The sequence below is a fragment of the Leucobacter viscericola genome (assembly GCF_011299575.1).
Taxonomy (GTDB): Bacteria; Actinomycetota; Actinomycetes; order Actinomycetales; family Microbacteriaceae; genus Leucobacter; species Leucobacter viscericola.
On record NZ_CP049863.1, the window covers coordinates 3260777 to 3287475 of the forward strand.

Consider the following 26699-nt stretch of genomic DNA (forward strand, 5'->3'; position numbering starts at 1 on the left):
TAACAAGTGATTCAGCAGGAATCCCGACTCAAGGTTGCCGATAACACCGGCGCCAAAGAGTTGCTCACGATTCGCGTACTCGGTGGCTCAGGTCGTCGTTATGCCGGTCTTGGCGATACCATCGTCGCGACCGTCAAGGACGCAATCCCCGGCGGTAACGTGAAGAAGGGCGAGGTCGTTAAGGCTGTTGTCGTTCGCACGCGCAAGTCGACTCGTCGCGCAGATGGCTCGTACATCAGCTTCGATGAGAACGCTGCCGTCATTCTGAAGGCCGATGGGGAGCCCCGCGGCACCCGTATCTTCGGGCCGGTCGGTCGTGAGCTGCGCGACAAGCGCTTCATGAAGATCGTCTCGCTCGCACCGGAGGTGATCTAGTCCATGGCTAGCAAGATCAAGAAGGGTGACCTCGTAGAGGTCATCTCGGGCCCGACCCAGGAGCGCGGTGGCTACCGTGGCAAGCAGGGTCGCGTCATCGATGTGCTGACCGATTCCGATCGTGTGATTGTGGAGGGCGTGAACTACGTCACCAAGCACGTTCGTGTTGGCCAGTCGGATCGCGGCACCCGTGAGGGTGGGATCGAAACCGTTGAGGCTCCGATCCACGTTTCCAATGTTGCTGTTGTTGATCCCTCAACCAAGAAGCCCACTCGTGTTGGCTTCCGCGTTGAAGAGGTCAAGAAAGATGGCAAGACGAAGACCGTTCGCGTCCGCTACGCAAAGAAATCTGGGAAGGATCTCTAATGACTGAGACGAAGATTCAGCCCCGTCTCAAGCAGAAGTACCGCTCTGAGATTGTTCCGCAGCTGAGCGAGGAGTTCAGCTACGCCAACATCATGCAGGTTCCCGGCGTCGTAAAGGTCGTCGTGAACACCGGTGTCGGCGAGGCTGCTCGTGACAGCAAGGTGATTGAGGGCGCAATTGCGGATCTCGTGAAGATCACCGGCCAGAAGCCCATGGTGACCAAGGCTCGTAAGTCCATCGCACAGTTCAAGCTGCGCGAGGGCCAGGCTATTGGCGCCCACGTCACCCTTCGTGGTGACCGTGCCTGGGAATTCCTGGATCGCCTCATCAACCTCGCACTGCCCCGTATCCGCGATTTCCGCGGTCTTTCGGGCAAGCAGTTCGACGGAAATGGCAACTACACGTTCGGTCTGACCGAGCAGAGTGTGTTCCATGAGATCGATCAGGATAAGATTGACCGCGTGCGTGGCTTCGACATCACTGTCGTGACCACCGCCAAGACCGACGACGAGGGTCGCGCGCTGCTTAAGGCGCTCGGTTTCCCGTTCAAGTCGGAATAACTGAATAGTCCAAGCGGAGAGGGTGTCCGGGTTTTTCCCGGGCACCCCATCCGCGTGTCACCTAGGTCCCACGTCGTGTAACGGCGTGTGAAACCGGGCGAAAAAGAAAGAGTCACTCATGACGATGACTGATCCGGTCGCAGATATGCTGACCCGGTTGCGCAACGCAAATGGCGCACATCATGACGAGGTATCGCTCCCAGGCTCAAAGCTGAAGGAGCGGATCGCGGAGATCCTCAAGCGCGAAGGCTACATCGGAGACTGGAAGGTGGAGCCCGCACGCGTTGGCACCACCATCACCATGTCGCTGAAGTACGGCCCGAACCGCGAGCGGTCGATCGAAGGCCTCAAGCGCGTATCGAAGCCCGGCCTTCGGGTTTACGCGGGTTCGACTGAGATCCCGAGCGTGCTCGGTGGCCTCGGCATCGCGATCCTGTCCACCTCCTCCGGTCTTCTGACTGACCGCGAGGCTGAGCAGAAGGGCGTGGGCGGAGAAGTTCTCGCCTACGTGTGGTAACCCGTCATGTCACGTATTGGAAAGCTTCCCATCACCGTTCCCGGTGGTGTAGACGTCAAGATCGCTGGCCAGCAGGTCACGGTCAAGGGTTCAAAGGGTGAGCTGTCGCTCACCGTTGCTGAGCCCATCCGCGTTGCTCTCGAAGACGGTCAGGTGCTTGTCACCCGTCCGAACGACGAGCGCGAATCACGAGCACTGCACGGTCTGACCCGCACGCTCATCAACAACAACATCATCGGCGTGACCGAGGGCTACACGAAGCAGCTTGAGGTTGTCGGCACCGGCTACCGTGTGCAGCAGAAGGGCCAGGGCCTTGAGCTCGCGCTCGGCTTCTCGCACCCGGTGAACATTGATGCCCCTGAGGGCATCACGCTCGCGGTCGAGGGCAACACCAAGATCACCGTCAGCGGGATCTCGAAGCAGGCTGTCGGCGAAGCCGCAGCGAATATCCGCAAGCTGAAGAAGCCGGAGCCCTACAAGGGCAAGGGCATTCGCTACGCGGGCGAGGTTGTCCGTCGCAAGGCTGGAAAGGCTGGTAAGTAACCATGGCCGCTTCAATTTCTCGGGCTAAGGGACGTTCGGCTGCGCGTGTTCGCCGCCACGCCCGTCTCCGCAAGAAGATCGTCGGCACGGAGGTTCGCCCCCGTCTCGCCGTGACCCGCTCCGCGCGTCACATCTTCGTTCAGGTCATCGACGATTCCAAGGGCTTCACCCTGGCATCGGCTTCGACCATGGAAGCTGATCTGCGCTCTTTCGAGGGCGACAAGACGGCAAAGGCACGCAAGGTTGGCGAGATCGTCGCCGAGCGCGCAAAGAGTGCTGGCATCGATGCTGTGGTCTTTGACCGCGGCGGCAGCAAGTACGCAGGTCGGGTCGCTGCGATCGCCGAAGGCGCTCGCGAAGGGGGTCTGACCCTGTGAGCAACGAAACGAAGGAGCAGGAAGTGAACGCAGAGGCGAAGGCCGAGGCTCCGGCCACTGAGGCCGCAGCCGCTGAGGCACCCGCTCAGGATCACCGTAACGAACCTCGTGAGCAGCGTCGCGGTAGCCGCGACCGCGGCACACGTAACGAGCGTGGTGGACGTGACCGCAGCGAGAGCCAGTTTCTCGAGCGCGTCGTAACCATCAACCGCGTTTCAAAGGTTGTAAAGGGCGGTCGCCGCTTTAGCTTCACCGCACTTGTTGTGGTGGGCGACGGCAACGGCACCGTTGGTGTCGGCTACGGTAAGGCCAAGGAGGTGCCTCTCGCCATCGCTAAGGGTGTCGAGGAGGCAAAGAAGAACTTCTTCCGCGTGCCCCGTGTCGGCAACACGATCCCGCACCCCGTGCAGGGTGAGGCAGCAGCAGGCGTTGTTCTGCTCCGCCCCGCCGCAGCAGGTACCGGTGTTATCGCTGGTGGCCCCGTCCGCGCCGTACTCGAGTGCGCTGGCATCCACGACGTGCTGAGCAAGTCGCTCGGTTCGTCGAACACTCTGAACATCGTGCACGCGACCGTGGAGGCGCTGCAGCAGCTCGAGGAGCCCCGCTCCGTCGCAGCTCGCCGCGGTCTGCCGTTCGACCGTGTCGCTCCGGCTCGCCTCGTGCGCGCCGAGGCGAAGGCTGCGGCCGACGCTGCGAAGGCAAAGGCAGGTGCGTAATGGCTAAGAGCTTGAAGATTACGCAGACGAAGTCCGTTATCAGTGAGAAGCAGAACCAGCGCGATACGCTGCGCAGCCTCGGTCTCCGCAAGATCGGCCAGTCGGTCGTTCGCGAAGACACCAAGGCTAACCGTGGCTACGTGCGCGCTGTCGCTCACCTTGTACAGGTTGAGGAGATCGACGCATGAGCGAGAAGAATGAGGAGCGCGAGCAGGTGCTCAAGGCGCACCACTTGCGCCCAGCTCCCGGGTCCAAGAAGGCCAAGACCCGCGTGGGTCGTGGTGAGGCGTCCAAGGGTAAAACCGCTGGCCGTGGCACCAAGGGCACCAAGGCCCGTTACCAGGTAAAGGCTGGCTTCGAGGGTGGGCAGATGCCACTGCACATGCGCACTCCGAAGCTGCGCGGGTTCAAGAACCCGTTCCGCACCGAGTACCAGGTCGTCAATGTGGCGAAGCTCGCAGAGCTTTACCCCAAGGGTGGCGACGTGACCGTCGAGGATCTCGTATCCAAGGGTGCCGTCCGCAAGAACCAGCCCGTCAAGGTGCTGGGCAACGGCGACATTCAGGTCAAGCTCACCGTTCAGGTTGACAAGGTCTCCAGCTCTGCTGAGCAGAAGATCGTTGCAGCCGGCGGCGAAATTAAGTAGTACCCTCAAGCGTTGCTTGAGGTGCGGGGGTGTGTGAGTCGGCGGATTTGCTGGCCCACCCACCCCCGTTTTTAGTTTTCAGGCTGCGTACAAAGCGCAGTCATTGTTTTCGTATCCCTAACTAACGTGTAGGCTAGGGAATTGGTTCTCGTCTCGAGGCGGTGGCCATATGCGACGTTTCCAGGAGGCAGATTTTGTTCAGCGCCATCGGACGGATCTTTCGGACCCCAGATCTGCGGCGGAAGATTCTCTTCACGCTCGCGATTGTGTCCCTGTTCCGGCTCGGGTCTTTTATCCCCGCGCCCTTTGTTGACTTCAACAACGTGCAAGCCTGTCTTGCTGCGAACCAGGGAACCAACGGTCTCTATGACATGATCAACCTCTTCAGCGGTGGCGCACTGCTGCAGCTGTCGATCTTCGCGCTCGGCATCATGCCCTACATCACCGCGTCGATCATCACCCAGCTGCTTCGCGTTGTGATCCCTCACTTCGAGACGTTGCACAAAGAAGGCCAGGCAGGCCAGGCGAAGCTGACGCAGTACACGCGTTACCTCACCATCGCACTTGCCGTCCTTCAGTCGACAACCCTTATTACCGTTGCTCGTTCGGGCCAGCTGTTTGGCGCTGCTGCCAACCAGGCCTGCCAGAACCTTGTATCGCAAGAGTGGTGGGCGATCCTCATCATGATCCTCACGATGACCGCCGGCACCGGCCTCATCATGTGGTTCGGTGAGCTCATCACCGAGCGCGGCATCGGCAACGGCATGTCGCTCCTTATCTTTACCTCGATCTCGGCTACCTTCCCCGGTGCACTCTGGGCGATCCAGGAAGCACGCGGCTGGGAGACCTTCATCCTGGTTCTCGCGCTTGGTCTGTTGATCATTGCAGCCGTTGTGTATGTTGAGCAATCGCAGCGGCGTATTCCCGTGCAGTACGCGAAGCGTGTTGTCGGTCGCCGCACCTACGGTGGCAGCAGCACCTACATCCCGATCAAGGTCAACATGGCCGGTGTTATCCCGGTTATCTTCGCCTCGGCGATCCTGTACCTCCCGATGCTGATTGCACAGTTCAACCAGCCGAAGATCGGCGAAGAGCCCAAGGAATGGGTTGTCTGGGTTCAGAACAACCTCGTCACGGGCGACAAGCCGCTCTACATGCTCGTCTTCTTCTTGCTCGTGATCGGCTTCACGTTCTTCTACGTGCAGATCACGTTCAACCCCGAAGAGGTCGCAGACAACATGAAGCAGTATGGCGGCTTCGTTCCCGGCATTCGTGCTGGTCGCCCCACTGCGGAATACCTTAACTACGTACTGACCCGCATCACGAGCGCTGGTTCGCTCTACCTTGGTGTCATCGCGTTGCTGCCGCTTATCGCGCTTGCCTTCTTTGAAGCCAACCAGAACTTCCCGTTCGGTGGCGCCTCGATTCTGATTATCGTGGGTGTTGGTCTCGAGACGGTGAAGCAGATCGATGCGCAGCTGCAGCAGCGCCACTACGAAGGGCTGCTCAAGTGACAAGCGCACGACTGCTCATTATCGGCCCTCCTGGCGCAGGCAAAGGCACGCAGGCCTCAAAGATTGCCGAGCGCTACGGTGTTCCCGCGATCTCGACCGGAGACATTTTCCGCTCGAACATCAAGGGTGGCACCGAGCTCGGTGTGAAGGTCCAGCAGATCATCGAGCGCGGCGAGCTGGTTCCTGACTCGCTCACGAACGAGATTGTTGCCGATCGTATTGCGCAGAGCGATGCGGAGAACGGCTTTCTGCTCGACGGTTACCCACGCACGGTAGATCAGGTGCTTGCGCTTGACGCAATGCTTGCTCCAAAGAACGCGGCGCTTGACGCCGTAATTCTGCTTGAGGCTGATGCAGACGTGGTGGTAGCAAGGCTACTGAAGCGCGCAGAGCTCGAGGGTCGCGCGGATGACACCGAAGAAGTCATCCGGCACCGTCAGAATGTGTACGCCGAGCAGACCGCTCCGCTCATCGAACTGTTCTCTGAGCGAGGCATTTTGGTAGCCGTTGACGGTCTTGGAAGTGTCGAGGAGGTCGCTGAGCGTATCGCGAGCGGCCTCGATGCTCAGCTCGACCGCGACGCAGTACTGGGTCGTTAGCACGTGGCTCGTCGAGGGCTGCTGCGCCGTTCTATCTACAAGTCGCCGGCTCAGCTTCGCTTGATGCTTGAGCCGGGGCTGGCTACGGCGGCCGCCCTCGCGGCCATGCGATCAGCGATTCGCCCGGGCGTTACAACCCTGGAGCTTGACGCTCTTGCTGAGGAAGCCATTCGTGCGCGCGGGGGAGCCCCAAACTTTATGCTGGAGCCGGGATACCGGCACACCATTTGCGCAAACGTGAACGAGCACGTCGTGCATGCGATCCCAACCGATCGTGTGCTCGAGCCGGGCGACATTGTTGCTCTTGACGCGGGCGCGGTCGTTGGCGGCTGGCACGGTGACGCAGCGTTTACCGCAGTGCTGCCCGATCCCGCTCGCCCTGATCTCACGGCAGCGAACGAAAAACTGAGCGCCGTCACCGAACAAGCTATGTGGCGAGGCATCGCTCGGCTTGCGACAGCAAAGCACTTGAACGAGGTTGGCGAGGCTGTCGCCAAGTACGTTCGCGCAAACAGCGACTTTGGGGTGCTCGAGGACTACATTGGTCACGGCATCGGTCGCTCGATGCACGAGGATCCGCCAGTGTTTAACGTGCCGGTCGGACGCAAAGGCCCAGAGGTTAAGCCCGGGTTGGTTGTTGCGATTGAGCCGATCATTTCTGCCGGTGGCATTGATACCGTCATCGAAGATGACGATTGGACCGTCACGATTGCTGACGGCTCGATGAGCGCGCAGTGGGAGCACTCTGTTGCGGTCCACGCGGATGGCATCTGGGTATTGACCGCCGAAGACGGCGGCGCCTCGGGCCTCGAGCCTCTCGGGATCACCCCAGTTCCAATTCGGTAGTTTCTTGACTTTACAAACCCCTCGTGGGGGAGTAGGGTTGATCTTTGGTGCTTTGCGCCTGTTTTCGTGATTTCGAAATCGGACGTAGAGCATTCGCATGACCAGTACACCTACGTGAGCGATTAGTGAGGCTATGGCGAAAAAAGACGGCGTCATCGAGATCGAAGGTTCAGTCGTTGAGGCTCTTCCAAACGCAATGTTTCGAGTCGAATTGACCAATGGACACAAGGTTCTTGCCCATATCTCGGGCAAGATGCGTCAGCACTACATCCGCATTCTCCCCGGAGACCGCGTGATCGTTGAGTTGACCCCCTACGATCTGACCCGCGGCCGCATCGTTTACCGCTACAAGTAGGTAGCTGGAAAGTAACGACTCGCGGCACCCCGCGGGTACGAGGACAGCGAACCCCTAAAGGAAAGCATCATGAAGGTAAAGCCCAGCGTTAAGAAGATCTGCGATAAGTGCAAGGTCATCCGCCGCCACGGCCGCGTCATGGTGATCTGCGAGAACCCGCGCCACAAGCAGCGCCAGGGTTAATCTCCTTGCGGCTTCGGCCAGCAGAACACCAAAACTGAATACCCTCCCGAGATCCACCACGGAAATCGGGATTTGAAATAAGCGCATTGAAGAGCTCGCGATACTGATCGCGAAGGACACCTCGGGCGGAGGCCCGAACCCCCAGTGCGTTCCACACCTCCATAATCCGCAAGGAGAGCCAGAATGGCACGTCTCGCAGGAGTAGACATCCCACGCGACAAGCGCGTTGAGATTGCACTCACCTACATCTACGGAGTCGGACGCACCAGTGCGCTGAAGACTCTCGCCGACACCGGCATCGATGGCAACGTCCGCGTTAAAGATCTCAGCGATGAGCAGCTTGTGCAGCTCCGCGACTACATTGAGGGCAACTTCAAGGTCGAGGGTGATCTCCGCCGTGAGGTTGCAGCTGATATTCGCCGCAAGGTTGAAATCGGCAGCTACCAGGGCATCCGCCACCGCAAGGGCCTGCCCGTGCATGGTCAGCGCACCAAGACGAACGCTCGTACCCGCAAGGGCCCGAAGCGCACCGTCGCCGGCAAGAAGAAGTAATCACCGGTTCACAGCGACCATCACACAGAGCTTTTCAGGAGAACACTAAATGGCTGCACCAAAGACTGCGGCACGCAAGCCGCGTCGCAAGGACAAGAAGAACGTTGCAGTGGGCCAGGCCCACATCAAGTCAACGTTCAACAACACCATCGTTTCGATCACTGACACCACCGGTGCTGTGATCAGCTGGGCCTCCTCAGGTGGCGTCGGCTTCAAGGGATCGCGTAAGTCGACCCCGTTCGCTGCACAGCTGGCTGCAGAGTCTGCAGCTCGCAAGGCGCAGGAACACGGCATGAAGAAGGTTGACGTCTTCGTGAAGGGCCCAGGATCCGGCCGCGAGACCGCGATCCGCTCGCTCCAGGCTGCTGGCCTCGAGGTTGGCTCGATCAACGACGTTACCCCGCAGACGCACAACGGCTGCCGCCCGCCGAAGCGCCGCCGGGTCTGAACCAATGGCTTCGCCGACTTCGGTCGGCGAAGCCTGCGGCTTCCCGCCGCCACATGTACATTCGCTTTTCTCGAAGTTCAGACTTACTTACATCCCGAACCCGCATGAGTCATATAGCGGACTCCAGCGAAAGGACCACACACATTGCTGATTGCACAGCGACCCACTCTGACTGAAGAGTCACTCTCCGAGTACCGTTCGCGTTTCGCCATCGAACCTCTCGAGCCTGGCTTCGGCTACACGCTCGGAAACTCGCTGCGTCGCACCCTGCTTTCCTCGATTCCGGGTGCCGCTGTTACCAGCGTTCGCTTTGAGGGTGTTGCTCACGAGTTCACGACGATCCCCGGTGTCACTGAAGACGTCACCGAGATCATCTTGAACATCAAGGCGCTCGTTGTTTCCAGCGAGCACGATGAGCCAATCACCGCTTACCTGCGTAAGACCGGTGCCGGTGAAGTGACCGCCGCAGACATCTCGGCTCCGGCCGGTGTTGAGGTGCACAACCCCGAGCTCGTCATTGCAACGCTCAGCGATTCGGCTCAGTTCGAGCTCGAGCTGACCATTGAGCGTGGCCGCGGCTACGTTTCGGCAAACCAGAACCGCAACGAAGATGCAGAGGTTGGCCGCATTCCGGTTGACTCCATCTACTCGCCGGTTCTCAAGGTCACCTACCGCGTGGAAGCAACCCGTGCTGGTGAGCGTACCGACTTCGATCGTCTCGTCGTTGACGTCGAGACGAAGCCGGCTATCAGCCCCCGCGATGCAATCGCTTCGGCTGGTTCCACGCTGGTGGAGCTGTTTGGCCTCGCTCGCGAGCTGAACGTTGCTGCTGAGGGCGTCGAGATCGGCCCCGCGCCGGTTGAGGTTGTTGCCGAGGGCGAGCTGTCGATCCCGATCGAAGATCTGGATCTCTCGGTTCGCAGCTACAACTGCCTGAAGCGCGAGGGCATCAACACGGTGAGCGAACTCGTTGCGCTCTCCGAGGCTCAGCTTATGAACATCCGCAACTTCGGTCAGAAGTCAGTCTTCGAGGTGCGCGACAAGCTCACCGAAATGGGACTGTCGCTGAAGGATGCCGTGCCCGGCTTTGACGGTGCACAGTTCTACAGCTACGAAGACGACAACAACTAACGATCCCGCGTTCTTCGCCTGATCGAACACTTAACGGAGTAAATAATGCCCAAGCCCAACAAGGGCCCCCGCCTCGGAGGCGGCCCCGCACACGAGCGTCTCATGCTGAACCAGATGGCTTCACAGCTGTTTGAGCACAAGCGCATTCAGACCACGGAGACCAAGGCTAAGCGCCTGCAGCCCGTGGCCGAACGACTCGTCACCTTTGCAAAGCGCGGTGACCTGCACGCACGCCGTCGCGTGATGCGTCAGATCCTGTCGAAGGATGTCGTTCACGAGCTCTTCACCGAGATCGCACCGCTGGTCGAGAACCGTGAGGGTGGCTACACCCGCATCGTCAAGACCGGTTTCCGTAAGGGAGACAACGCTCCCCTCGCAGTGATCGAGCTCGTTCTTGAGCCCGTCGCACCGAAGGCCAAGGCTAAGGCTGAAAAGCCCGCCAAGAAGGCTGCTGCGAAGGAAGCTGCTCCCGTGGAGGAGCCCGCCACCGAAGAGGTAGTGGAAGAGACCACTGAGGCGCCCGAGGCTGCTGAGGCAACCGAGGCTCCCGCCGAGGAGAAGTCCGAGTAATCTCGCTTCACCGTGAAAGAACGCCCCGCCGGTTTCGACCAGCGGGGCGTTCTTTGTGTGTCGAGCTTTTCTCGTCCCAGTGACCACCGTGCGGCTAGGGCCGCCTAGCCCGCGTCCGTGCCCGTAGCGGCGCCCGGGCAAGGCAGGGCAGGGCAGGGCAGGAGCTTTAGGGGTGCAGGCAGCGGCTAGCGGCGGGGGACCTTGTAGCCGAGCGCCTCCCTGGGGGATTGCAGCTCTTTCAGGGCCTTCTCGACCGCGCCAGCGTAGATGTCTCCGCCGCTCGGGTTGGGGTGGATGCCGTCGTCAGCGAGGGCATCGGGCACCCCCGTGACGGCACCGTTCCAGTCAGCCATCACCACGCCGCGGTGAGTTTGCGCATAGGCCGCGAGCGTTTGATTGACGCCGGGGATCCAGTCTCGTTCGCCGTGCGCGTTGATAAGTACGATCGGCCTTGTGCCGGCCGCCTCGAGCAGAGAATCGAGCTCTTCAGCGTCGACCGGGCCATTGGTTCCGAGTCCGACCACGAGCACCTCGCGAAGCTTGCCCTCGGCGGCGAGGTCTGAGACAACTTCTACGCCAACGCCCAAACCGCGGGAGACGGCCGCATCCACCTGAATGCCTGGTAGCCCACTTGAGAGTTCGGGCAGGCTTGCCAGCATGACGGAGTCGCCCACGGCGCTGATGTTGCGTCCCTCGAATGTGGCCGACGGTTCAGGTGTCTCAGCGCCTTTACCGTGCGGCGGGGCTTTCTCTTTGGCGCCGGATTTGGCGTCGTGCCGCTGCTGATCGAGCGCAGCCTGGCCGCGGGCAATGGCCAGCGCGGCGGAGCTTTGTTGTGGCGCGGTAGCGACTGCGTAAGCCGTAGCGGGGATCGTGACTACAAGTGCCGCGGTGAGCCCAAACAGCCAGATCTGCCGCCCGCGAGCGAGAACACCCGGCCGCGTTTCGCTCTGCGCGCCCACTTTGCGAAATGCACCAAAGAAACCACGAATGGCTGCGCGGATCCCGAGCCGCCTCACCGGCTGCTCGACGAAACGATAGGAGAGTGCGGCGATCCCGAATGTTGCGACGAGTGTGATGCCACCCACGACCCAACCGTCGGCGGGGGAGCCTCGCCAGGGTCCGCCGATGCCCGCGATGATGAGTAGCAGAGGCCAGTGCCACAGGTAAATGCCATAGGAGCGTTCACCGACCCAGCGCAACGGCTGAACGTCGAGTGCGCTACCCACCCAAACGCCGGGACGGGTAACCGCGACAACGACGGCAAGCGCAGCGACCGTTGCGAGTTGGAACCCGCCTTGGAAGCTCGCGGGGCTGCCCTCGATCAGTGTTACCGAAAGCCAGGCGAGTGTAGCGAGACCTGCCGCTGCGACAGCGGTGGCGATGATCTGCCGCGCTGGCCCCGCTTGGGTTGGCGCGGGCTTCGAATTCCCACCACCCGAGGGCTGGAACAGGAAAGCAACGGCGGCGCCGAGAAGTAGGCCGAAGGTGTGTGTATCGGAGCCAAAATAAATTCTGGTGGGGTTGGCGCCCTCCAGAGAAAGGTTCGCCATGAGGGTGGCGGAGAGGATCGCAAGAGCGATCAGGGGCAGCGCCTGCGTGACGCGTCCTCTGAGCCGCCACAGCGCGAGCAACAGAAGTGGCAACAGAATGTAGAACTGCTCTTCGATGGAGAGGGACCACGTGTTTCTAAAGAGCTCGGGGGTATCTCGGGCGAAGTAGTCTGCGCCGTTCGCAATAAAAAGCCAGTTGCTCATGAAGAGCGCGGCGCCCGTGATCTGACTGCCGATCCCGAACAAGAGGTCACCACCAACGAGCAGCGCGAGCGTTGTGCAGACCAGCAACACCAGGGCGAGCGCGGGCAGGAGTCGCCGCGCGCGGCGACGCCAGAATGCGACGAGTCGAATTTTGCCGTGTTGATTGAGCTCACGCAGCAGCAGTGAGGTAATCAGAAAACCGCTGATCGCAAAAAACACGTCGACGCCCAAAAAACCACCGGGAAGTAGCGTCGGAAAGAGATGGTAAACCAGCACCAGAGCAACGGCGATTGCGCGGAGCCCGTCGAGCCCAGCAAAGCGCGCAGTAGGCGCCGGAGAAGAAGGAGATGACACTGGGGAGATTTCTGTTTGCGGGCGCCGGGATTGTGGCGCGACCCCACTAGTGTACGTGAGGTTTTGGCAGCCAAGTGGGCAGCGTATCTGGCAGGATCGAAGTGTGACCCCTGACATTCCATATGCGCGTCTGCGCTTCGATCTTGCCTACGACGGCACCGAGTTCTCCGGTTGGGCGACACAGCCCGGACTACGCACGGTGCAGGGGGAGCTGGAATCCGCGATCGCGTTTCTACTGCGGGTTGAGGGTGTGCGTCTCACCGTAGGTGGCCGCACCGACGCCGGGGTGCACGCGAGGGGTCAGGTTGCGCACCTCGATGTCACGGAGGAGCAGTTGGCTCAGGATCGGCTCAGCGCGCGAAAGCTCAACGGTATTTTGAAGCGATCCTCTGCTGACATCGCCGTGCACTCCGTTCGCGAGGTGCCGGGGGAGTTCGACGCCCGTTTTGGTGCGCTGCGCCGTCGCTACGAGTACAGGCTGCGTGATAAGCGAGCGAAGCGCGATCCACTCACCGCTCGCTTCACCGCAGACGTGCCGCGCACGCTCGACCTCGACGCGATGCAGCGGGCAGCCGACGAGCTTCTCGGACTCAACGACTTCACGACCTTCTGTAAGGCGCGCGAGGGTGCGACCGCAGTGCGAGATCTGCTGAGTTTTGAGTGGCGGGTCACTGAAGACGGGGCGTACGCCGCTCGTATCGAAGCTGATGCGTTCTGCCATTCAATGGTGCGGGCACTCGTTGGTGCAGTTGTTGCGGTGGGCTCCGGCAGGATCGCGGAAGCTGAACTGCGAGAACTGCGAGATGCTCGCGAGCGCACCAGTCGGTTCACCGTGATGCCCGCGTGTGGACTCAGCCTCGAAGAGATCACCTATCCGGCGGACGAAGATCTCGCCGCAAGGGCGGAACAGACCCGCGCACGCAGGGAAACACCGGAGAGTTCGGCTTGATCCTGTGCTAGAGTAGCTCTTTGGTGCGTAAGTACCCGATTTGTTGAGCCCTCCACCTTCCCGTGCATTCGTGAGAAACCGGGTAACGGAGTGGGATCCACGAACACCTCCATTTCGACAGAAAGCAGCACGACAGTGACTCGCACATATTCGCCGAAGGCAGCTGAACAGAAGCACGATTGGCTCGTTATCGACGCCACCGACGTGGTTCTCGGCCGCCTCGCTTCGCACGCAGCAGTTCTGCTCCGCGGCAAGCACAAGACCACCTTTGCTCCTCACATGGACATGGGTGACTACGTCATCGTTATCAACGCAGACAAGGTCGTTCTGACCGCCAACAAGGCAGACCAGAAGCGCGACTACCGTCACTCGGGTTACCCGGGCGGCCTGCGTTCCGTCAACTACACCGAGCTTCTCGAGAAGAACCCGGAGCGCGCCGTTGAGAAGGCGATCCGTGGCATGCTTCCGAAAAACTCGCTCGGTGCCGATCAGTTCCGCAAGCTGAAGGTGTACCGCGGTGCAGAGCACCCGCACGCTGCACAGCAGCCCACCCCCTACACCTTCGGCCAGGTCGCGCAGTAGTCGCGCCACCAAGAGAATCAGAGAGAGACTTCAACGTGACTGAAGAGCAGACTGTGGCCACTGAGAGCTACACCACCGAGACCCCCGCATCGCAGGCAACTGCAGCGGCACCCCGCCCCGCACTCACCGTTCCCGGTGCAGCGGTTGGCCGTCGCAAGCAGGCTATCGCCCGCGTGCGCCTCATCCCCGGCAGTGGCACCATGACCGTTAACGGTCGCGAGCTCGCCGAGTACTTCCCGAACAAGCTGCACCAGCAGCTGATCACGGATCCCTTCACCGTGCTTGAGCTGACCGGCTCGTACGACGTCATCGCACGTATCGTTGGCGGTGGCCCCTCGGGTCAGGCCGGCGCGCTTCGCCTCGCGATCGCACGTGCACTCAACGAGATCGACGCCGAGCACAACCGCCCGACGCTGAAGAAGTCCGGCTTCCTGAGCCGCGACGCTCGCATCAAGGAGCGCAAGAAGGCTGGTCTTAAGAAGGCCCGCAAGGCTCCCCAGTACTCGAAGCGCTAAGCAGCGCGGGAGTACCCACCATGGGACGCCTGTTTGGCACAGACGGGGTTCGGGGTCTAGCCGGGGTCGATGTGACCGCCGAGCTGGCCCTGAACCTCGCCGACGCAGCGGCTCTCGTTCTCGGGCGTTCAGCCCGGAGCGAGAGCCGTCGTGCTGTCGCCGTCGTTGCTCGCGATCCGCGAGTATCAGGCGAGTTCATCTCTGCGGCTGTGTCCGCTGGACTCGCTTCTGCCGGGGTCGACGTGTTGGATGCGGGAGTGATCCCGACACCAGCCGCCGCCTACCTGGTTGCCGACACCGGCGCCGATTTTGGCGTTATGGTGTCAGCCTCACACAATCCCGCGCCCGATAACGGCATCAAGTTCTTCGCCGCGGGTGGGCGCAAGCTCGCCGACGATGTTGAGGATGAGATCGAAGCCGCCATGGAGCGGCCTGCGATCGCTGTGACCGGCCGCGAGGTTGGCCGCATTCAGCGTTTTGCTGACGCGGAGGACCGCTACCTTGTCCACCTGCTCGGCACGCTTGAGGGCGTCAAGCTCGATGGGCTGCACGTTGTTCTCGACTGCGCTCACGGCGCCGCCGCTGGTATTTCGCCCGACGTGTTCTCTGATGCCGGTGCGAAGCTCACGGTGATTGGTAACGATCCCGACGGCTTTAACATCAACGACGGTGTTGGATCCACGCATCTGGAGCCACTCGTCGAGGCCGTGCGTAAGAACGGTGCTGATCTTGGCATCGCTCATGACGGCGACGCTGATCGCTGTCTTGCGGTTGACGCCGACGGAAACGTCGTCGACGGTGACAAGATCATGGCGATCCTCGCCCTCTCAATGTCGCGTCGCGGCAAACTCGAGCAGAACACGCTCGTGGCCACCGTGATGTCGAACCTCGGGCTGAAGCTTGCCATGGCCGACAACGGTATTGATGTCGTTGAGACCGGCGTGGGTGACCGTTATGTGCTCGAATCGATCAACGCAAACGGCTACTCGCTCGGTGGTGAGCAGTCCGGGCACGTCATTATGAGCGATCACGCGACGACCGGTGACGGGATCCTGACCGGCCTGCACATTGCGGCCGAGATGGTGCGCACCGGAAAGACTCTCGCTGAGCTGGCAAGCTGCATGACCGTGTACCCGCAGGTTCTCGTGAACGTGAAGGGTGTGGATCGCTCAGGCGTCGCTAACGATGACGTTCTGCAGCAGGCCGTGCACCAGGCAGAAGTTGTGCTTGGTGGCAAGGGCCGTGTGCTGCTCCGCCCCTCAGGAACCGAGCCCGTGGTTCGTGTGATGGTTGAGGCCGAGCACGAGCACCAGGCGCAGGAACTCGCTGACGACCTCGCCGCGATCGTGTTGGAGCGGCTAGCGGTTTAGCTCTGAAAGTACGACGAGAGCGCAGTTTTACGTGATTTGCCAGAGGCGAAACATGTAAAACTGCGCTCTCGTTGTCTGGTAGCGCTTGCTCAGGGCCGGTATGTTGGTGGCATGGGTATTGTGAAGCGCACCGCGCGCAGTGTTGGATCTACCGGGCTTCTCGCTGTGGGAGCATTGCATCTCGTTTGGGCGTCGGGGTCCGCCTGGCCCGCTAAGAACCCTAAGAAGCTCGCTGAGGCGGTTGTCGGTAATTCGAACATGATGCCCGGAGCCGGCGCCACGGCGGGTGTCGCTGCCGCCGCGATCGGCGGTGGGCTCGTCGCCGGGGAGCCTTCGGTGAGGGGCGCGCGGTTGTGGCGCTGCGCCGCGTGATGGGTCTTGGACTGCTAGCCCGCGCGGTTGTGAACGAAGACACGCTGATGGATGGACTGGGGCTCCCAGCCAGCGGAAAGCGATTCAAGAAGCTTGACCAGCAGTACTACCGTCCGCTCTGCGCGGTGCTCGGTGTTGCCGTGCTGCTTGGATCACGCGATCGCAAGAAAAACGACCCGAGCGAGTAGCTATACCTTTCGCAGCAGCACCTTCTGCACGCGGTGGTTGGCCTCCTTACGGAGCACCAACGTGGCACGGGCGCGGGTTGGCCGAATGTTCTCGACAAGGTTTGGCTCGTTGATGTTGTTCCAGTACTCGTCAGCGAGCGCCGCAGCGGCCTCGTCGTCGAGCGAGGCAAAGCGGCGGAAGTAGGAATCCGGGTTCGAAAAGGCGCTTTCGCGCAGCCGCAGAAACCGGCTCTGGTACCAGCGTTTGATGTCTGCGGTGCGGGCATCAACGTACACCGAAAAATCAAAGAGGTCACTCACGGCAACCGGGTGCAGCATTGAGGCCGGCTGCAGCACGTTGAGACCCTCAACGATCAGGATGTCGGGCTGCTTCACGACGGTGCACTCTCCGGGCACGATGTCGTAGATGAGGTGGCTGTAGTGCGGGGCTCGCACCTCGGGCACACCCGACTTCACCTGCGACACAAAACGAAGCAGGGCTCGTCTGTCGTAAGACTCCGGGAATCCCTTGCGGGCGGTGATCCCGCGCCGCGCCAGCTCCTCGTTCGGGTAGAGAAAGCCATCCGTCGTGACGAGCTGCACGTTTGGAGTTTCGGGCCAGCGGGCCAGCAGATCGCGCAGGATCCTGGCTACCGTTGACTTTCCCACCGCAACGGATCCCGCGATCCCAATCACAAACGGGCTCTTCTGCTCGTTCTCTCGCTGCAGGAAGCCTCGAGTGCGCTTGTGCATCTCCGCTGCCGCGATGGCGTACTGATTGATGAGGCGGCTGAGCGGTCGGTAGACCTCGGATACTTCAAGCAGGTCGAGCGGTTCGCCGAGGCCTCTGAAAGCGTCGACCTCCGTCTCGGTGAGGGGCATCGGTGTTTCACCCGCGAGACGGGACCACTCTTCGCGGCCGATCTCAGTGAACGGAGAAGTGAACTCCGGGCGCACGAGAGAGTGACTTCCGGTTACTGGGTCAATGATCATCTTGGGCATTGTTCACAATGGTGCCACTAAACTGGACTCTATGTGTGGAATCGTCGGATATGTCGGACCAAATAATACGGTCGACGCTCTTCTCAGTGGCCTGCGACGCTTGGAATATCGCGGGTACGACTCAGCTGGAATCGCTGTCATTGATGAGGCTGGAGAGCTGTCAGTACGCAAGCGTTCGGGCAAGTTGGCCCGCCTAGAAGAGCTGTTGGAAGTATCCCCAGTGACTTCCCAGGGAACGGGAATCGGTCACACGCGTTGGGCAACACACGGCGGCCCGACCGATGTGAACGCACACCCGCACCTGGGTGATGACGGCAAACTCGCGCTCATTCACAACGGGATCGTCGAGAACTTTGCCGAACTGCGCGCTGAGGTCGAAGCAGACGGCATTGAGCTGTTCAGCGAGACCGACACCGAGGTCGTCGCGGCACTTCTTGGCCGCGAGGTTGCGAAGCAGGGCGCACTGGAACCCGCGTTCCGCTCCGTCGTAAAGCGCCTGCACGGCACCTTTACGCTGCTCGCAATGCACCGCGATGAGCCAGGCAAGGTTGTGTCGGCGAGGCACCACTCGCCGCTCGTTATCGGCCTGGGCGAGGGCGAAAACTTCCTCGGTTCTGACGTTGCCGCGTTTGTTTCCTCAACCCGACGCGCCGTTGCAGTCGACGAGAACAACATTGCGATCATCACGCCAGACGAGGTGCGCATCACTGATTTCGACGGCAACTCAATCGAGTTTGCCGAATACGAGGTCGAGTGGGATGCGGACGCCGCCGACAAGGGCGGCTGGTCTTCCTTCATGGCGAAGGAGATCAACGAGCAGCCGGAGGCCATCGCCAACACGGTGCGCGGACGCATTGTCGGCGACTCCGTCGAGATCCCCGAGCTCACGGCGCTGGGGGATGACCGCCTGCGCGGCATCGATCGCATCATCATCATCGCTTGTGGCACGGCATCGTACGCCGGGCAGATCGGTGCCTACGCTATCGAGCAGTGGGCGAGGATCCCGGTCGATGTGCAGCTGAGCCACGAGTTCAGGTACCGCGATCCTGTGCTCACCGACCGCACCATGGTGATCTCGGTGAGCCAGTCCGGTGAGACCATGGACACCCTCATGGCCGTGAAGTACGCGATTGAGAAGGGCGTCACGACCGTTTCCGTGTGCAACACACAGAGCGCCACGATCCCTCGCGAGTCCGATGCTGCTGTGTACACGCACGCAGGCCCCGAGGTTGCTGTTGCCTCGACAAAGGCCTTTACCGCTCAGATCACGGCCCTCTTCTTGATCGGCCTGCACCTCGGCCGCGTGCGCGGCGAGCTGAGCGCAGAGGCGCTGGCAGAGGCTGTGCAGCAGTTTGAAGAGCTGCCCGAGAAGATGCGCGCTGCCGTTGATACGCACGCAGAGATCACGCAGCTCGCACACTGGATGGCGGATACGCGTTCGGTGCTGTTCCTGGGTCGCCACGTTGGCTTCCCGGCAGCCCTCGAGGGCGCGCTTAAGCTCAAGGAGATCGCGTACATCCACGCCGAGGGTTTTGCCGCCGGTGAGTTGAAGCACGGTCCGATCGCGCTTATCGACCACGGCCAGCCCGTGTTTGTGCTCGTGCCGAGCCCTCGCACGGCTCCGCTGATGCACTCCAAGGTTGTCTCCAACATTCAGGAAATCCGGGCCCGAGGTGCACGCGTCATCGCAATCGTTGAGGTCGGCGACACCGCTGTGCTGCCGTACGCCGACGAGGTTATCCGGCTGCCGCTCACTGACGCACTGTTTGAGCCGATCTTGCAGGTTGTTCCGCTGCAGTGGTTCGCGCTTGAGCTTTCGACCGCGAAGGGGCTCGACGTTGACCAGCCGCGCAACCTCGCGAAGTCAGTGACGGTTGAGTAGAACAAAGGACGCAGCAGCGTGATTGTCGGTATCGGCGTCGACACGGTAGACATTCCGCGCTTCGAACGGCAGCTTGCTCGAACTCCCGCGCTGCGCGACAGGCTGTTCGCACCCGCAGAGCGGGAGCTGTCGCTGCACTCGCTGGCGGCCAGGTTTGCCGCTCGCGAGGCACTGATTAAGGCGCTGGGTGGATCCGGCGAACTCACCTGGCACGACATGGCCGTTACTCGCGGAAATGATCGTGTGCCGGGGTTTGTCGAGAGCGAAACCCTCAGCCGTGAGCTTGCCAACCGGGGAGCGGATCGGATCCACCTCTCGATGACACACGACGCCGGAGTTGCGACGGCTTTTGTGGTGATCGAAGCGAGTACGCTCGATGCAAGACACGGATCGGAGTAGCCATGGGCGCAGAGGCAATGCGGGTCGCTGAGATCTCGTTACCCGCAATCAGGCACAACGTTGCGCGTATTCGCGAGCTGACGGGTGGGGCCGTCATTGTGGTCGTTAAGGCCGATGGGTACGGACACGGCGCGGCAATTGCCGCTGGCGCCGCTCTTGCCGGCGGCGCGACAATGATCGCCACTGCTGATCTCGAAGAGGCGCTGTCACTGCGAGAAAACGGGATCGCGGGCCCGATCCTGTGCTGGTTGCACGGTGTGCACACTGACTTCGCGGCCGCGGTCGCTGCCGACATTGAAATTGGCGTGAGCCACTCCCGGCACCTGGAAGCGGTTGCGGCAGCGGCAATCGCACAGAATAAAGTCGCCACCGTGCAGTTCAAAATTGACACTGGACTGAGTCGCAATGGTGCAGCACCCGAAGAATGGCAGCCCCTGTTTCAGCGCGCCGCTGAACTGGTGAGCGCGGGTGTGCTGTGTGTGCGAGGTATTTTTAGCCACCTCGCCAACGCGGGCGACGAGAACGATCGGGCCCAGGCTGCGCGTTTTGACGCGGCGGTCGAAATGCTGCGCGCCGCGGGTGTTGAGCCTGAGATGGTCCACCTCGCGGCAAGTGCCGCCACAATGCGCTCGCCGCACCTGCACTACAACACCGTTCGTGTGGGGGTCGCAGCCTTTGGTCTCAGTCCGTTCGCCGATACAACGTCGGCTCAGCTCGGCCTCATTCCCGCGATGACCCTGCGCTCTGAAATTGTTGCCCTGCGAGGGGTTCCTGCAGGCACGGGAGTGTCCTACGGGTTTAACCACGTCTGCGAAACCGCAACGACGCTCGCCCTGGTGCCGATCGGGTATGCCGACGGCATGCCGCGTGCTCTCAACGGTGCTGGCGCCTGGGTGACGATCGCCGGTGAGCACAGGCCCATCGTCGGGCGAATCGGCATGGACCAGTTCATCGTTGACGTGGGCCCACTTGCTGGCCGCCTGCAGCTCGGCGACCCCGTTGTGCTGTTTGGCGATCCCGAGCTGGGCAACCCTCCCGTCGAGATTTGGGCGGGTCTCATGCGCACGATCAACTACGAAATTATTGTGGGGATCGGCACGCGCGTGCACCGATGCCCGGTGGACGGAGCGCAGGCGTGAGTGAGGTTGTGAGTTCTCGCCAGCAGGCCAAGGTAGCGGATCCCGAAGAAATGCACGCCCTCGGGTTGCGACTCGGTAGGGTGCTCGAGGCTGGGGACCTGGTGATTCTCACCGGTCCGCTCGGAGCCGGAAAAACGACGCTGACCCGCGGGATCGGCGAGGGGCTTGGGGTTCGTGGACCCGTGCAGAGCCCAACGTTTGTGCTCGCCCGCACGCACCCCTCGCTTGTTGGCGGTGCGCCGCTCGTGCACGTTGACGCATATCGGCTCGCGGGTGCAGAAGAGCTTGACGACCTTGACATTGATTTTGAACGCTCCGTCGTTGTGGCGGAGTGGGGTGCCGGGCTCGTTGAAGAGCGCGGCTCCTGGGTTGAGGTCGTGATCGCGCGCCCGACGGGATCGGGAGACGACGAAGACATTGACTGGTCGGAAGCACCGGTCGAACCGAGAGAGGTGACCGTGCTGGGTTACGGTGAGCGCTGGGCAGGGGGCGTGCTGTGAACGGGCGCACTGACGCAAGAGGCATTCTTGCCATTGATACCGCTCTCGGCACGAGCGTTGCTCTGGGATTGGACGGAAAGATATTCGAGGCAGCAAGCGATGACGCGCTTGGCCACGCTGAACGTATCGGCTCGCTCATTTCGCGGGTGCTGGACGACGCGGGTGTTGGCCCCGAAGCGGTGAGCGCGGTTGTCGCGGGGATCGGACCAGGTCCTTTCACCGGGTTGCGAGTCGGAATCGCCGCCGCGCACGCGTTTGCGCTGGGTCGAGGGGTTCCGCTGCTGCCGCTCCAGGGGCACGAAGCCGTTGCGCTCGAGGTGCTCGACAGCGGGGCGGCCTCAGGGGTGAGGGTCGTGCAGGATGCCCGTCGCCGAGAACTCTTTGTGACCGAGTACACGGGTCTTGACTGGGCCGGAGTGCCCGTGCGCAGCGTCGATCCGCACCTGGTGTCGCGGGCGGATTATGTGTCCGTTCAGCACGAGGTCTGGCCCGAGCGTATTCCCGCGGCACGGCTCGTTGAGCTTGCGGCTCGTAGGATCGCCGCCGGTCACGGCTTCGAACCAGACCAGCCACTGTACCTCAGGGCTCCCGACGTGAAGCAGCCGGGTGCGCCGAAACGGGTGAGCACGTGAGTGAGCTCACCCTGCGCCTCGCCACCGAGGCCGATCTTGACGGTATCTGGGCGATTGAGTCCTCGGTCTTCGCCGGTGAGGCCTGGAGCCGGGACATGATGCGCGAGGAGCTGACCGCGGATCACCGCCACTACATCGTGCTGACGGACGAGGCTGGGGCGATCAAGGGTTACGCCGGGCTCATGGTGATCGGCACCGACGGAGACATTCAGACGATCGCGACGGTGCCCGACATGCGTGGCCGTGGTCAGGGGCGACGCCTCATGAACGCCCTTATTGACGAGGCAGTTGAACGTGGTGTGCGCGAGATCTTCCTTGAGGTGCGGGCAGACAACCCGGTGGCGCGCAAGCTCTACAGCTCACTGGGGTTTGTAGACATTGGGATCCGCCCCGCCTACTACCAACCGGGCAGCATTGATGCAGTAGTGATGAAACTCGATACGAAGGATCGCGCATGAACCCGCAGGAGCCACTGGTGCTCGGCATCGAAACGAGCTGCGACGAAACAGGGGTCGGGATTGTGCGGGGCCGCACGCTGCTGGCCAATGCGATCGCCTCCTCGATGGACGAGCACGCTCGCTTCGGCGGAGTGGTGCCGGAGGTCGCGGCGCGCGCGCACCTCGAAGCGATGACCCCCACGATTGAGCGTGCGCTTGCTGACGCAGATGTGGAGCTTCGTGACCTTGACGCAATCGCGGTGACTTGCGGCCCGGGGCTCGCGGGCGCGTTGATGGTTGGGGTGGCGGCTGCGAAGGCGTTGGCTGTTTCGCTGGGCAAACCGCTGTACGCGGTGAACCATCTCGTCGGGCATGTTGGTGCAGATCTGTTACAGGGACCGAGCCTGCGCGGCGCAGTGGGGGAGGCCGGCGAGCTCGAACTGCCGACCATTGCACTTCTGGTATCGGGCGGGCACACCTCGCTGTTGCTCGTGCGTGACCTCGTCAGTGACGTCGAGATGCTGGGCGAAACCATTGACGACGCCGCGGGTGAGGCCTTCGACAAGGTTGCCCGTCTGCTCGGCCTGCCCTATCCCGGTGGGCCTCAGATCGACCGGGTAGCGGAGGGCGGAGACCCGAACGCGATCCGTTTTCCGAGGGGACTCTCGCTGCCCAAAGACATGGAAAAGCATCGCTACGACTTCTCGTTCTCCGGGCTGAAAACCTCGGTTGCCCGATGGGTTGAAAAGCGTGTCGGCGCGGGCGAAGAAGTGCCGGTCGCAGACGTGGCGGCCAGCTTTCGCGAGGCAGTCGCCGATGTGCTGCTGACAAAGGCCCTCAACGCCTGCAAAGATCTCGGGGTGCCCAGGTTGCTGCTCGGAGGTGGCGTTGTCGCGAACGCGCGGGTGCGTGAGCTGGCTCAGGAGCGGGCGCTCGCCGCGGGCGTTGAGCTGCGTGTGCCACCGCTTTCGCTGTGCACCGACAACGGTGCCATGATCGCCTCGCTTGGAGCGCAACTTGTAGCTGCAGGGTATGCGCCATCTTCACTTGATTTTGGCGCGGACTCAACACTTCCTGTGCAAGACATTCAGGTGCGCTAACCCAGCAAACCGATTGTACGTCTTAGGAAAAGGCGTGGCAATGGTTGGCACCGTGTCCTTCCCGCACGCTATCTTTAGTTGTGTGGATTAGGGGATCCGCTCTTTGTACTCGTTTATGCCTTGAGGAGCATCATGTCTGAAAACCTGCCCGACAATAACCAGCCTGTTCAGCCGGCTCAGCCCGTTCCACCTGCGCAGCCCGCACCGGCGGCGCCCGGTGTGCCCGCGGCTCCTGCCTACAACGCTGCTCCCGCTGCAGTTCCAGGAAAGACCCTCGGGATCGTCGGGTTGATCCTGGCCTTCATCATGCCGCTGATCGGCCTGATTCTCAGCATCGTTGCGATGGTTCAGTCCCGTAAAGCCGGAGCAAAGAACATCCCCGCTCTCATCGGCATCATCGTTGGTGCGATCGCCACTATCGGCTGGATCATCGCCATCATCGCCATTATCGGTCTGGCCTCGGCCGGTATCGATGCGGCTCAGCAGTGCCTCGATGGCGCAACCTCGGTCATGGTTGCGGGCAACGAAGTGCTCTGCAGCGAGATTAACTACTAAACCAAAGTTGCGGGCTCTCAAGTAGCCGGTACCACGTCAGCGAGTCGAACCTTTGGGGGCGGCTCGCTGACGTTTTTCACGCAGCAAACTATGCTCTGGAGAGTGATGTCTAAGAACACAGGGCCGTTGCAGCCCGCCGAGCCGAAAGGATTAGCCCTTTCTTCGATCGTTATCGGTGCCGTCAGTGCCTTGCTTTCCTGGCCGTTCTGGATTCTCGGCGCAGGAATTATCGGGGGCGCAGTATCCCTGGTCTTGGGTATCGTGGCCCGCAGGCGAGGTCAATCGAAGAGAATGTCTCTTATCGGCATTATTGTCGGATCACTCGCGATGCTCTCCGGGATCATCGCGCTCGCCTACTTTCTCTCCATTATCAACTCCGCGCTCAACGACCCGGCTTTCCAGCAGCAACTGCAGGAGCTGGAAGACCAATCGAAGAAAAACTAGCGACTGCCGTTAGCAGCGTTCCGCAAGCAGGGCGACGTGTTTTCCTGCGACCCTCGTTAGGAACAGTGTCGCGTGATTGTCCCCGCGCAGTTTGAGTCGTTTTCGGAGTGCGGCAGGATCCACGTCTGCACCGCGTTTTTTGATCTCCAGCGATCCGATGCCTCTGTCGCTCATTGCGCGGCGCAGATCCTTTTCTCGCGAGGAGAGCGTCTCGACGACGCGGAATACCTGTGCGAAGGGTGTCGGGACGAGCTGATCTGCGGTGAGGTAGGCGATACCCTCGCTCAGCATGCCCGCGTTCAGGTCTGCTGCAAGGCTGCCAATCAGACGTGCTCGAATGACGGCGCCGTCTGGCTCGTAGAGGTACTCGCCGAGATCGCGGAGGTCGGCGTCTGCTGAGTCTTCCGAAGCAGTAAGTTCGGCGCTGCCGGTTGCGCCATTGAGAACAAGCGCGGCACGGTGAACGCCGGGTCTGGCCGCAGCGCCAAACCAGAGTCCCATTTCAACGACCTGGCCGTCGACGGATACCCACTGCGCTTCAGCTTCGTCGGGGATCAGCTCGCGGTCGAAGCCTGGCCCGAGTTTGATGCCGGTGGGCAGTCTCGAAGCCAGGTCAAACGCAAAGTTGAGCGAGGGGGAGTAGTCGTCAGGAGAAGACACTCGGCGGGTGTCGCTGTGCCCTGCGGTGCGCCGCGCGGGATCCAGAAATACGCCGTCCGCATCTTCGGGCCCGATCTGCTCTGCGTCGCCCACTTGGACCTCGGGCTCGGGGCGCCCGAGCAGCGCAGCAGCAACACGCAGATTGTGACTTGCGATCTCTGCGGTCAGCGGATTGAGCTCTACAGCGAGCGGGTCTATCCCCGATTCAAGGAGCGCGAGGGATTCCGCGCCGATCCCACAACCCAGATCGGCGATCCTCGTGCACCCGGCATCCCTGAAACGCTCAGCGTGGGATGCCGCGACTCGAGATCGAGTCGCCTGTTCGAGCCCGGCTTGTGTGAACAGGAACTGTTCTGCTCGGTCGCCGAACTTCGTGCGCGCTTTTTCACGCAGAAGTGCCTGCGTGAGTAGCGCCGCCACCTGGTCTGCGGGCAGACCGCGGGCACGCAGGGAACTATTGATCTCACTGGCTGCTCGACCTGCGTCGCGTTCGCCCGCGATCCATCGCAGGGTGTCGAGCCCGTCTTGCGTGAGTAGAGCTCGCCACCCCGGAGGTTCTTCGGTCATGCTTTTGAAATGTTTAGTAGCGGCTCATGTAGCTAGCAGACCCCACGAGCGCAACGATTAGCCCAACATAAGCGATGATGAAAAAGACAATCGATACGGCGTAGACGTAACCGATGATGAGTCCGGTGAGAGCCATGCCGCGACCGGCGTCACCCGTGCGCTTGATCTGGCTCAGGCTCAAATGGCCGAAGACGATCGCGGCAATCGGTGAAATGAACGCGAGGATGATGGACACCAACGCAAAGGTGTTTGTTTTGTCGAGAGTTGTTGTCTTCGAAGCTGCGGGCTGCGCCTGCTGCGTGAACTGAGCCGGTGCGGGTGCCTGCGGGTAGCCCTGCTGAGGCGCGGGGTTTTGGGTTGTGTACTGCTGTGCAGGGTACCCCGGCTGCTGGGGTGCTGCTGGCTGCTGCGGAACGTTTGGTGTTGACATGATTTCTCCTCCGGTAATGTTCGTATTCTATGGCCGAGCACAGGCAATGGTGCAGTCTTTGAAGCGGGCGGTCGGGAATCCGTGCCCTGTTCGCTATCCGCGATCCAACGCCCGCTCGTTGGCACTCCCCTTGCACGAGTGCCAATCGGGGTCATAGACTCTGCTGTAGCGCGTTCGCATCGGGCGGGCGCGAGATCAACTTTGCAATTGGAAAGAGGTCAACTGTGTCGGTCGCTATCAAGCCGCTCGAAGATCGTATTGTTATCAAGCAGGTCGAAGCAGAGCAGACCACCTCATCCGGTCTGGTGATCCCTGACAGCGCCAAGGAGAAGCCCCAGGAGGGCGAGGTCGTGGCTGTAGGCCCCGGTCGTATCTCGGATAGTGGCACCCGCATTCCCCTCGACGTAGCTGTTGGTGACATCGTGATCTACTCGAAGTTCGGTGGCACCGAGGTGAAGGTGAGCGGAGACGATTACCTCGTTCTCTCGGCTCGCGACATCCTCGCAGTCGTCACGCGCTAAGCGCTGAACTGTTTTGAGAGGGCCCGTTGATCACTGGATCGACGGGCCCTCTCGCGTTCTCAATGCT

38 protein-coding genes are annotated in these 26699 nt (G+C 61.5%); 34 read left to right on the top strand and 4 right to left on the bottom strand.

Annotation, left to right across the window (positions count from 1 at the left end):
• The first annotated feature begins 6 nt into the window (after positions 1-6).
• The 18 genes from rplN (at position 7) to rplQ (ending at position 10298) form a co-directional block, all read left to right on the top strand.
• Positions 7-375, top strand: coding sequence for a 50S ribosomal protein L14 (gene rplN / locus G7068_RS14215; protein WP_166292561.1), 369 nt, complete (start codon positions 7-9; stop codon positions 373-375).
• 3 nt (positions 376-378) lie between these two features.
• Positions 379-741 carry a 50S ribosomal protein L24 gene (rplX, locus tag G7068_RS14220; protein WP_166292562.1) on the top strand — a complete coding sequence of 121 codons (363 nt, stop codon included), beginning with the start codon at positions 379-381 and terminating at the stop codon, positions 739-741.
• Positions 741-1301 (top strand): 50S ribosomal protein L5, encoded by a 561-nt coding sequence (rplE, locus tag G7068_RS14225; protein ID WP_166292563.1) that lies wholly within the window; start codon positions 741-743, stop codon positions 1299-1301. Before rplX ends, rplE begins: the two co-directional genes overlap by 1 nt.
• 118 nt (positions 1302-1419) lie before the next feature.
• Positions 1420-1818: a 30S ribosomal protein S8 gene (gene rpsH / locus G7068_RS14230; protein WP_166292564.1), complete on the top strand. Its 399-nt coding sequence runs from the start codon at positions 1420-1422 to the stop codon at positions 1816-1818.
• A 6-nt stretch (positions 1819-1824) separates the two neighbouring features.
• Positions 1825-2361 (top strand): 50S ribosomal protein L6, encoded by a 537-nt coding sequence (gene rplF / locus G7068_RS14235; protein WP_166292565.1) that lies wholly within the window; start codon positions 1825-1827, stop codon positions 2359-2361.
• A 2-nt stretch (positions 2362-2363) separates the two neighbouring features.
• The gene (gene rplR / locus G7068_RS14240) at positions 2364-2738 is read left to right on the top strand and encodes a 50S ribosomal protein L18 (protein ID WP_166292566.1); all 375 of its coding nucleotides are present in this window, start codon (positions 2364-2366) and stop codon (positions 2736-2738) included.
• On the top strand, positions 2735-3454 hold the full coding sequence (gene rpsE, locus G7068_RS14245) for a 30S ribosomal protein S5 (RefSeq protein ID WP_166292567.1): 720 nt from the start codon (positions 2735-2737) through the stop codon (positions 3452-3454). The genes rplR and rpsE overlap by 4 nt, the downstream gene beginning before the upstream one ends.
• A complete protein-coding gene (gene rpmD / locus G7068_RS14250) occupies positions 3454-3642 on the top strand; it encodes a 50S ribosomal protein L30 (RefSeq protein WP_166292568.1) in 189 nt (62 codons plus the stop codon). Before rpsE ends, rpmD begins: the two co-directional genes overlap by 1 nt.
• On the top strand, positions 3639-4100 hold the full coding sequence (gene rplO / locus G7068_RS14255) for a 50S ribosomal protein L15 (protein WP_166292569.1): 462 nt from the start codon (positions 3639-3641) through the stop codon (positions 4098-4100). The genes rpmD and rplO overlap by 4 nt, the downstream gene beginning before the upstream one ends.
• A gap of 194 nt (positions 4101-4294) precedes the next feature.
• On the top strand, positions 4295-5614 hold the full coding sequence (secY, locus tag G7068_RS14260) for a preprotein translocase subunit SecY (protein ID WP_166292570.1): 1320 nt from the start codon (positions 4295-4297) through the stop codon (positions 5612-5614).
• Complete coding sequence (locus tag G7068_RS14265) at positions 5611-6213, top strand: adenylate kinase (protein WP_166292571.1); 603 nt, start codon at positions 5611-5613, stop codon at positions 6211-6213. Before secY ends, G7068_RS14265 begins: the two co-directional genes overlap by 4 nt.
• A gap of 3 nt (positions 6214-6216) precedes the next feature.
• The gene (gene map / locus G7068_RS14270) at positions 6217-7059 is read left to right on the top strand and encodes a type I methionyl aminopeptidase (protein ID WP_166292572.1); all 843 of its coding nucleotides are present in this window, start codon (positions 6217-6219) and stop codon (positions 7057-7059) included.
• A 133-nt stretch (positions 7060-7192) separates the two neighbouring features.
• On the top strand, positions 7193-7414 hold the full coding sequence (infA, locus tag G7068_RS14275; RefSeq protein ID WP_166292573.1) for a translation initiation factor IF-1: 222 nt from the start codon (positions 7193-7195) through the stop codon (positions 7412-7414).
• A 69-nt stretch (positions 7415-7483) separates the two neighbouring features.
• Positions 7484-7597, top strand: a complete 114-nt coding sequence (rpmJ, locus tag G7068_RS14280; RefSeq protein ID WP_009199219.1) for a 50S ribosomal protein L36 — start codon at positions 7484-7486, stop codon at positions 7595-7597.
• 183 nt (positions 7598-7780) lie between these two features.
• Positions 7781-8149 (top strand): 30S ribosomal protein S13, encoded by a 369-nt coding sequence (gene rpsM, locus G7068_RS14285; RefSeq protein WP_166292574.1) that lies wholly within the window; start codon positions 7781-7783, stop codon positions 8147-8149.
• 49 nt (positions 8150-8198) lie between these two features.
• Positions 8199-8597 (top strand): 30S ribosomal protein S11, encoded by a 399-nt coding sequence (gene rpsK, locus G7068_RS14290; RefSeq protein ID WP_053352811.1) that lies wholly within the window; start codon positions 8199-8201, stop codon positions 8595-8597.
• 144 nt (positions 8598-8741) lie between these two features.
• Positions 8742-9728: a DNA-directed RNA polymerase subunit alpha gene (locus tag G7068_RS14295; protein WP_166292575.1), complete on the top strand. Its 987-nt coding sequence runs from the start codon at positions 8742-8744 to the stop codon at positions 9726-9728.
• Between the two features lie 45 nt (positions 9729-9773).
• Positions 9774-10298 carry a 50S ribosomal protein L17 gene (rplQ, locus tag G7068_RS14300; RefSeq protein ID WP_166292576.1) on the top strand — a complete coding sequence of 175 codons (525 nt, stop codon included), beginning with the start codon at positions 9774-9776 and terminating at the stop codon, positions 10296-10298.
• 185 nt (positions 10299-10483) lie between these two features.
• Here rplQ and G7068_RS14305 read toward each other — a convergent pair whose 3' ends face one another.
• Complete coding sequence (locus tag G7068_RS14305) at positions 10484-12409, bottom strand: acyltransferase family protein (protein ID WP_244304524.1); 1926 nt, start codon at positions 12407-12409, stop codon at positions 10484-10486.
• A gap of 103 nt (positions 12410-12512) precedes the next feature.
• Between G7068_RS14305 and truA the strand changes: the two genes are divergently transcribed.
• The 6 genes from truA to G7068_RS14335 all read left to right on the top strand — a co-directional run bounded on the left by truA (position 12513) and on the right by G7068_RS14335 (position 16385).
• Complete coding sequence (gene truA / locus G7068_RS14310; RefSeq protein WP_244304526.1) at positions 12513-13358, top strand: tRNA pseudouridine(38-40) synthase TruA; 846 nt, start codon at positions 12513-12515, stop codon at positions 13356-13358.
• Positions 13359-13493: 135 nt separating this feature from the next.
• Entirely contained in the window at positions 13494-13940 is a 447-nt protein-coding gene (rplM, locus tag G7068_RS14315) for a 50S ribosomal protein L13 (RefSeq protein ID WP_166292578.1), read from the top strand.
• A 35-nt stretch (positions 13941-13975) separates the two neighbouring features.
• Positions 13976-14455 carry a 30S ribosomal protein S9 gene (gene rpsI, locus G7068_RS14320; protein ID WP_166292579.1) on the top strand — a complete coding sequence of 160 codons (480 nt, stop codon included), beginning with the start codon at positions 13976-13978 and terminating at the stop codon, positions 14453-14455.
• 20 nt (positions 14456-14475) lie between these two features.
• Positions 14476-15825, top strand: coding sequence for a phosphoglucosamine mutase (gene glmM / locus G7068_RS14325; protein ID WP_166292580.1), 1350 nt, complete (start codon positions 14476-14478; stop codon positions 15823-15825).
• 111 nt (positions 15826-15936) lie between these two features.
• Positions 15937-16197 (top strand): DUF3995 domain-containing protein, encoded by a 261-nt coding sequence (locus G7068_RS14330; protein ID WP_166292581.1) that lies wholly within the window; start codon positions 15937-15939, stop codon positions 16195-16197.
• A complete protein-coding gene (locus G7068_RS14335; RefSeq protein WP_166292582.1) occupies positions 16179-16385 on the top strand; it encodes a DUF3995 domain-containing protein in 207 nt (68 codons plus the stop codon). The genes G7068_RS14330 and G7068_RS14335 overlap by 19 nt, the downstream gene beginning before the upstream one ends.
• On the opposite strand, the gene coaA is transcribed toward G7068_RS14335, so the two are convergent.
• Positions 16386-17357 (bottom strand): type I pantothenate kinase, encoded by a 972-nt coding sequence (gene coaA, locus G7068_RS14340; RefSeq protein WP_205881309.1) that lies wholly within the window; start codon positions 17355-17357, stop codon positions 16386-16388.
• Positions 17358-17397: 40 nt separating this feature from the next.
• On the opposite strand from coaA, the gene glmS reads away from it, so the two are divergent.
• From glmS to G7068_RS14385, 9 genes are all read left to right on the top strand, one after another.
• Positions 17398-19248, top strand: a complete 1851-nt coding sequence (glmS, locus tag G7068_RS14345; protein WP_166292584.1) for a glutamine--fructose-6-phosphate transaminase (isomerizing) — start codon at positions 17398-17400, stop codon at positions 19246-19248.
• An 18-nt stretch (positions 19249-19266) separates the two neighbouring features.
• Entirely contained in the window at positions 19267-19647 is a 381-nt protein-coding gene (locus G7068_RS14350; RefSeq protein WP_166292585.1) for a holo-ACP synthase, read from the top strand.
• A gap of 2 nt (positions 19648-19649) precedes the next feature.
• Positions 19650-20786, top strand: coding sequence for an alanine racemase (gene alr, locus G7068_RS14355; protein ID WP_244304528.1), 1137 nt, complete (start codon positions 19650-19652; stop codon positions 20784-20786).
• 50 nt (positions 20787-20836) lie between these two features.
• Positions 20837-21286 (top strand): tRNA (adenosine(37)-N6)-threonylcarbamoyltransferase complex ATPase subunit type 1 TsaE, encoded by a 450-nt coding sequence (gene tsaE / locus G7068_RS14360; protein ID WP_244304830.1) that lies wholly within the window; start codon positions 20837-20839, stop codon positions 21284-21286.
• Positions 21283-21918, top strand: a complete 636-nt coding sequence (tsaB, locus tag G7068_RS14365) for a tRNA (adenosine(37)-N6)-threonylcarbamoyltransferase complex dimerization subunit type 1 TsaB (protein WP_205881310.1) — start codon at positions 21283-21285, stop codon at positions 21916-21918. The genes tsaE and tsaB overlap by 4 nt, the downstream gene beginning before the upstream one ends.
• Complete coding sequence (gene rimI / locus G7068_RS14370) at positions 21915-22376, top strand: ribosomal protein S18-alanine N-acetyltransferase (protein WP_166292587.1); 462 nt, start codon at positions 21915-21917, stop codon at positions 22374-22376. The genes tsaB and rimI overlap by 4 nt, the downstream gene beginning before the upstream one ends.
• Positions 22373-23455, top strand: a complete 1083-nt coding sequence (gene tsaD, locus G7068_RS14375) for a tRNA (adenosine(37)-N6)-threonylcarbamoyltransferase complex transferase subunit TsaD (RefSeq protein ID WP_166292588.1) — start codon at positions 22373-22375, stop codon at positions 23453-23455. The genes rimI and tsaD overlap by 4 nt, the downstream gene beginning before the upstream one ends.
• A gap of 132 nt (positions 23456-23587) precedes the next feature.
• Positions 23588-24010 (top strand): DUF4190 domain-containing protein, encoded by a 423-nt coding sequence (locus G7068_RS14380; RefSeq protein ID WP_166292589.1) that lies wholly within the window; start codon positions 23588-23590, stop codon positions 24008-24010.
• Positions 24011-24115: 105 nt separating this feature from the next.
• Positions 24116-24454, top strand: a complete 339-nt coding sequence (locus G7068_RS14385) for a hypothetical protein (RefSeq protein ID WP_166292590.1) — start codon at positions 24116-24118, stop codon at positions 24452-24454.
• 9 nt (positions 24455-24463) lie between these two features.
• On the opposite strand, the gene G7068_RS14390 is transcribed toward G7068_RS14385, so the two are convergent.
• Together G7068_RS14390 and G7068_RS14395 are read right to left on the bottom strand one after the other, a co-directional pair.
• Positions 24464-25681, bottom strand: coding sequence for a THUMP-like domain-containing protein (locus G7068_RS14390; protein WP_166292591.1), 1218 nt, complete (start codon positions 25679-25681; stop codon positions 24464-24466).
• A 13-nt stretch (positions 25682-25694) separates the two neighbouring features.
• Positions 25695-26111, bottom strand: coding sequence for a DUF4190 domain-containing protein (locus G7068_RS14395; RefSeq protein ID WP_166292592.1), 417 nt, complete (start codon positions 26109-26111; stop codon positions 25695-25697).
• A 224-nt stretch (positions 26112-26335) separates the two neighbouring features.
• Here G7068_RS14395 and groES point away from each other — a divergent pair, with 224 nt between their 5' ends.
• Entirely contained in the window at positions 26336-26632 is a 297-nt protein-coding gene (gene groES / locus G7068_RS14400) for a co-chaperone GroES (RefSeq protein WP_166292593.1), read from the top strand.
• The last annotated feature ends 67 nt before the right edge of the window (positions 26633-26699 follow it).